Annotated in this window: 5 protein-coding genes; all 5 read right to left on the bottom strand. The window is 71.9% G+C overall.

What is annotated here, in order from left to right:
• Positions 1–380: 380 nt before the first annotated feature.
• The 5 genes from HTV45_RS18485 to HTV45_RS18465 all read right to left on the bottom strand — a co-directional run bounded on the left by HTV45_RS18485 (position 381) and on the right by HTV45_RS18465 (position 5,989).
• Entirely contained in the window at positions 381–2,960 is a 2,580-nt protein-coding gene (locus HTV45_RS18485; protein ID WP_215206910.1) for an ABC transporter permease, read from the bottom strand.
• Entirely contained in the window at positions 2,957–3,745 is a 789-nt protein-coding gene (locus HTV45_RS18480) for an ABC transporter ATP-binding protein (RefSeq protein ID WP_215206909.1), read from the bottom strand. The genes HTV45_RS18485 and HTV45_RS18480 overlap by 4 nt, the downstream gene beginning before the upstream one ends.
• A 449-nt stretch (positions 3,746–4,194) precedes the next feature.
• Positions 4,195–4,878, bottom strand: a complete 684-nt coding sequence (locus tag HTV45_RS18475; protein ID WP_215206908.1) for a response regulator — start codon at positions 4,876–4,878, stop codon at positions 4,195–4,197.
• Positions 4,842–5,108 (bottom strand): hypothetical protein, encoded by a 267-nt coding sequence (locus HTV45_RS18470; protein WP_215206907.1) that lies wholly within the window; start codon positions 5,106–5,108, stop codon positions 4,842–4,844. Before HTV45_RS18470 ends, HTV45_RS18475 begins: the two co-directional genes overlap by 37 nt.
• The gene (locus HTV45_RS18465) at positions 5,105–5,989 is read right to left on the bottom strand and encodes a cellulose-binding protein (RefSeq protein WP_308309705.1); all 885 of its coding nucleotides are present in this window, start codon (positions 5,987–5,989) and stop codon (positions 5,105–5,107) included. Before HTV45_RS18465 ends, HTV45_RS18470 begins: the two co-directional genes overlap by 4 nt.
• Between the last annotated feature and the right edge of the window lie 11 nt (positions 5,990–6,000).

Genomic DNA, 6,000 nt, shown 5'->3' with positions numbered 1-6,000 from the left:
TGTGGCGCGGCGGCCGGCGGCCGGCGGCCGCCGGCTGGCGACGGCATGCTCGGCAGCCGGCGACGGCGTGCTCGGCGAGGGCTCTGGGTTCCAGGGCGGGACCGCGGGGCCGACCCGGGGTATCAGGAGCGGGCCGGGAGGAGATGACCCGGCAAGGCCGCAGCAGGCCCCACAGCGGCGGCTCGGAGAGCCGGGGCCACGCCCGAGTCCGAAGGGGGCCGCGGGGGCGCCGGCCCGGGTGATCAGGGGCGGGCCCCCGGGAAGGAAGGGCCGGCCCGGAGGCGGGGCGGTGTCACAGCGCGCATGGGCCCGGCGCCGGGAAGTCCCCCCAAAAACTTTCCGGCGCCGGGTCGGTCCCCCGCAACCCCCGTATGCGGTGGCTATTCGGTGGCGATGGCGTTCAGGACGTTCATGCGGCCGGCGCGGAAGGCCGGGACCAGGGCCGCGAAGAGGCCCACGAAGGCCGAGCCGATGAAGACGCCGATGATCGTCGGCCACGGGATGTCGAGGACCTTCAGGCCCTCCAGGGCGAGCAGCTGCTGGGCGGTGGCGCCCCAGCCCATGCCCAGTCCGAGACCCAGCAGGGCGCCGAAGAGGGCGATCACGACCGACTCCAGGCGGATCATGCGGCGCAGCTGCCGGCGCGAGAGGCCGATGGCCCGCATCAGACCGATCTCCCGGGTCCGCTCGACGACCGACAGGGCCAGGGTGTTCACCACACCGAGGATCGCGACGACGATCGCCAGGGCCAGCAGACCGTAGATCATGTTCAGCAGCTGGCCGATCTGGTCCTTCAGCGCCTCCTTGTAGTCGGTCTGGTCGCGCACCTCGTACTGCGGGAAGCCGTGCAGCGAGTCCTTCAGCGCCTTGTAGGCGGCGTCCTTCTGGCCGTCCTCGGCCGAGGCGAAGAGCAGCTGGTCCAGCGGCATCTTCTCGGCCGGGACATAGGTGGCGAGGGTGTCGATGGACGTGTACATCGCCCCCGCGTCGACCACACCCTCGCTGCTGGTGATGGCCCGGACGGTCAGGGAGCCCGTGGTGCCGTCCTTGAAGGCGACCTCGATCTTCGAGCCGAGCACCACGTCGTGGTCCTTGGCGAAGTCCTCGTGCACGGACATCGAGTCGGGCCGGTAGGCGTCGGCGAGCTTGCCGGCGATGGTCTCGACCTGCAGGTCGGTGGCGTACGTCGGGTCGGCGGCGGTGATCGCGGTGTCGTCGGTGGTCCTGCCGTCGGGCGTGGTGAAGTCCGCCTCGGTCCACTTGTACTGGGTGACCCGGTCGATCCCCGGCGTCGACTTCACGGCCTCGACGGCCTCCGGGGTGACCGGCTGGCCCAGGTCGTCCTGGATGATGAAGTCCGTGCCGACCGTCTTGTCCAGTTCCTCGGTGGCCGAGGCGACCATGGAGGAGCCGACCACGGACAGGCAGGCCACCAGGGCCAGGCCGATCATCAGCGCGGCGCCGGTCGCGCCGGTGCGGCGCGGGTTGCGCAGGGCGTTGCGCTCGGCCATGCGGCCCACGGGGCCGAAGGCACGCAGCAGGACGACGCCGAGGACCCTGACCATGCCGCTCGCCAGCACCGGTCCGATGATGACGAAGCCGACCAGGGAGAGGACCACACCGAGGCCCAGCCACAGGGAGCCGTCGGCGGCCTTGTCGGCGGTTCCCGCCAGGTAGAGGCAGGCGCCGCCGGCGCCGGTGAGGACCAGACCGATCGCGGCCCGGATCCAGCCGGCCCTGGCGTCCGCCGGGGTGCCGGCGTCGCGCAGCGCGGCCATCGGGGAGATCTTCCCGGCGCGCCGGGCGGGCAGGTAGGCGGCGAGCACGGTGACGACGACACCGAGGAGCAGGCCGAGCGCGGGGGTCGTCCAGGCGACCGTGAGGTCGTTCGTGGACAGCTCCATGCCCACCAGGCCCATGAGCTTCATCAGGCCGACCGCGAGGCCGACGCCCGCGCCGACGCCGAGGACCGAGCCGATCACGCCGAGCAGCAGGGCCTCCACCAGCACCGAGCGGTTGACCTGCCTGCGGGACGAGCCGATCGCCCGCATCAGGCCGATTTCCCGGGTGCGCTGGGCGACCAGCATGGAGAAGGTGTTGATGATCAGGAAGATGCCGACGAGGAAGGCGATCCCGGCGAAGCCGAGCATGGCGTACTTCATGACGCTCATGAAGTCACCGACGCTCTCCCGGTTGGCGTCGGCGGTCTCCTCGGCGGTCAGCACCTTGTACTCGCCGCCGAGTCCGGCCAGGACGTTCTTCTTCAGCTGTTCGTCGCTGACGCCGGCCGCGGCGGTGACGTTGACGCTGGTGTAGACGCCGCCCTCGCCGATCAGGATCCGCTGCGCGGTCTCGGTGTCCACGTAGAAGATCGCGGCACCGGGGTTGGTGACGGTGAACTCGGCGATACCGGAGATCTTCGCGGTGTGCGTGCCGACCGCGCTGATGACACCGATCTCGTCACCGAGCTTCAGGTCGTGCTTGTCGGCGGTGTCGGCGTCGACCATGATCTGCTCCGCACCCTTGGGCGCGGCACCGGAGGTGATCTCCATCGTGCGGGCGTCGTTGGCGTTCCAGCTGCCGACGATGGTCGGCCCGCCGCTGGTCGGCGAAAGGTTGTCCTTGTCGCCGTCGACGACGGTCACCGAGGTGGAACTCACCGCGCCCTCGGCCGACTTCACGCCGTCCGCGGCCTTGACCTCGTCGAGCACGGAGGCCTGTACCACCGGCGGCCTGCCGTTGCCTGAGGTCGTCTCACCGCTGTCGGAGGCGTCCTTGTTGCTGACGGTGACGTCCGACGCCGTCGCCGCGAACAGCTTGTCGAACGTGGTGTTCATGGTGTCCGTGAACACCAGGGTCCCGCAGACGAACGCCACCGACAGCAGCACCGCGATCGCGGACAGCGCCATGCGTCCCTTGTGCGCGAAGAAGTTGCGCATCGAGGTCTTGAGGACGGTCATGACGTGCGCCCCCGGGCGTCGAAGTCCTTCATGCGGTCCAGGACCTGCTCGGCGGTCGGCTGCTGCATCTCGTCGACGATGCGGCCGTCGGCGAGATACAGCACCCGGTCCGCGTAGGAGGCGGCGACGGGGTCGTGGGTGACCATGACGATGGTCTGGCCCAGCTCGTCCACCGAGCGGCGCAGGAAGCCGAGCACTTCGGCGCCCGCGCGGGAGTCGAGGTTCCCGGTCGGCTCGTCACCGAAGATGATCTCCGGCCGGGCGGCAAGGGCCCGCGCCACGGCCACCCGCTGCTGCTGGCCGCCGGAGAGCTGCGTCGGCCGGTGCTTCAGCCGCTCCGCGAGCCCGACGGTCTCCACCACCCGGTCCAGCCACGCCCGGTCCGGCTTGCGGCCGGCGATGTCCATCGGCAGCGTGATGTTCTCCAGCGCGTTCAGCGTCGGCAGCAGGTTGAACGCCTGGAAGATGAACCCGATCCGGTCCCGGCGCAGCCGCGTGAGCTTCTTGTCCTTCAGACCGGTGATCTCGGTCTCGTCCAGGTAGATCTGCCCGGACGTCACGGTGTCGAGACCGGCGAGGCAGTGCATCAGGGTGGACTTGCCGGACCCCGAGGGGCCCATGATCGCGGTGAAGCGGCCCCGGGCGATGTCCACGTCGACGTGGTCCAGCGCGACGACACGGGTCTCGCCGGAGCCGTACGCCTTCACGACCTGCCGCGCCCGCGCGGCAACGGCCGTAGTCCCTCCAGTGCCCCCGTGCCTGGGAATGGTCACAGCCGTTGTCACGGTAAGTCTCCTATGTAGGTCAGCAAATGAATGCGGTGCTCCGGCGGTCGCCCGCCGTTCCCGGCGGCCGCCGGATGTGTGGTGCTTCGGTGTGCTCAGTCTCGCGGTGGAGGGGGGTCGGGCGCCCTGGTGCTCAGCGCAGTCTTCTCCTGAGGAAAACCCCACCCCCGTTGCTGTGCTCCGCCACCCCCCGACGGCGTAAAGCCAGGTTAAGGAGGGGTCCCGCCCCCTCTCATCCTCCGCCGGTACGAACCCTCCCCGAGACGTAGTACGGAGGTACCCCTAGGGGCACTCCGCCGAAGTGCGGAGTCCGTCTCGGGGTCGGCTCCTCCCGGGGACCGATCCGAGGGTCCACCCTGCGGTCGCGTCAGGGTCAAGTCCCCGGCCGGGCCGGCGGACCGGTGCGTGGCGGATACGTGACCGTGCGTCCCGCGGACGGCACGGCGCGCTCAGCCCCCGGCCGCCGCCGACTCGTAGCCCGTGATGTCGTCGGGTGTCACCAGGCCGTCCTCGATCGCCCGGGCCAGCATGTCCGCCTTCGTCGGCGCGCTCCTGCCGACCTGCGCGTACTTGACCCTCGCCCGGCGGATGTACACGTCCACCGAGTGCACCGACACACCCGTGCGCCGGGCGACCGACGCCTTCGACATGGACTGGAACCACCACAGCAGCGCGGTGCGTTCCTGCGAGGACAGCTTCGGCCGGCTCGCCCGGCGGTCGCCGGCCAGGACCCCGGCGGCCGTGGGGGTGACGTACGGCTGGTCGCCCGCCGCCGCCGGCACCGCGTTCACCAGGTGCGCCCGTCCCTCGTTCTTCGCGACGAACTCGCAGGCGCCCGCCTCCAGCGCCTCGAGCACCACCCGCTGCTCGGTCATCTGCGAGAAGGCGATGACCCGCTGACCGGCCGCGGCCAGCGTGGCGATGTCGGTGATGACGAGGCGGCCGTGCAGATTCAGGTCGAGGACGAGGACGTCCGCGACACCGGGTCCCACCTCCGCGGCGTCGCCGGTGTGCACCACCGTGATCCGCGGCTCCTCGGACAGCCAGGCCTGGATGCCCTCGATGACGACGGGGTGGTCGTCGACGACGGCGACACTCAGGGGGCCGGACGCGCCGGCCATCGGCTCTCCCACCACAACTGGTTCTCCTCCCGGTCGTACAGGGCGGACACGGTCAGCGGTCCCGGTGCCGCCGGGAGCGTCTCCGGCGGGGCGTCGGCCACCACGCTCACGACGACGTCCTCCACCACGACGACGGCGGCGTCCCCGATGTACAGCCAGCCGGGGGGCTGCGGCCGGAACATCAGCAGGGTGAACAGGGCGCTGGCTCCGGCACCCCCGGGAGGGACCGTGGACGCGGTCACTCCACCACCCGCCCCGTCAGCGCGCTGAGGCTGGCGCACACGTGGTCCATGTGCGTCTGCACGTCCTCCCGCCGGTCGGCGTGGTCACGCAGCACCCGCTCGGTCTCCCGTTCGATGCCCGCCGCACGCGCCCGCGCCTCGGCGACCACCTCCGCCGCCCGCTCCCGCGCCTCCTCCTCGCGGCGGCGCGCCGACTCCTCCGCCCCGGCGAACACCTGCCGCGCCTCGGCGAGCGCCCGCTCCGCGCGCGCCTCCGCCTCCGCCTCCCGGGCATCCAGCGCGGCCACCCGTACGGCCTCCTCCCGGGCGACCGCGTCCAGCCGTTCCGCCTGCTCGCCGGCCCCCTCCGCCAGCAGCCGCGAGGTACGGTCGCGCATCTCCCGCAGCGCCGCCAGGGTCCGCCCGCGCTCCTCCTTCACCTCCAGCCGGGCCTGGACCCGGATCCCGTCGGCCTCCGCGCGGGCCGCGGCCAGCCGCTCACCGGCGTACTCCTCGGCCTCCGCGCGCACCGCGGCGGCGTACGCCCGCGCCGCCTCCTCCACACCCGCCGCCTCCTCCCGCGCCAGATCCAGGAGGTCCTGGGCCTGCTGCCGGCCGCCGTCCCGCACCGCCGCCGTCTCCTCCCCGGCCAGCTCGAACAGCCGCTTCGCACTCTGGCCCAGCGACTCGTACGTCTGCGGCGGCAGCGCCTCCACCCGCACCCGCAGCAGCTCCAGTTCCTCCTCCATCTCCCTGGCCAGCACGGTCAGCCGCGCCGCCCGCTCCCAGGCGGCGTCACGGTCCTTCGAAAGGGCCTCGACGTACGCGATCACCTGCAGAGGACGGTAGCCACGACCCCGTACGACCTCGAAGCCCTGCGACGACACCGATGCGCTGCTCACCCTGGAACCCC

The sequence above is a fragment of the Streptomyces sp. CHD11 genome, from assembly GCF_018638295.1.
Classification (GTDB): Bacteria; Actinomycetota; Actinomycetes; order Streptomycetales; family Streptomycetaceae; genus Streptomyces.
This window is presented reverse-complemented; position numbering and strand designations above follow the sequence as displayed.

Coding starts and splice junctions, on each gene's coding strand:
- HTV45_RS18485 (WP_215206910.1), bottom strand. CDS start 2,960: ATGACCGTCCTCAAGACCTCGATGCGCAACTTCTTCGCGCACAAGGGA.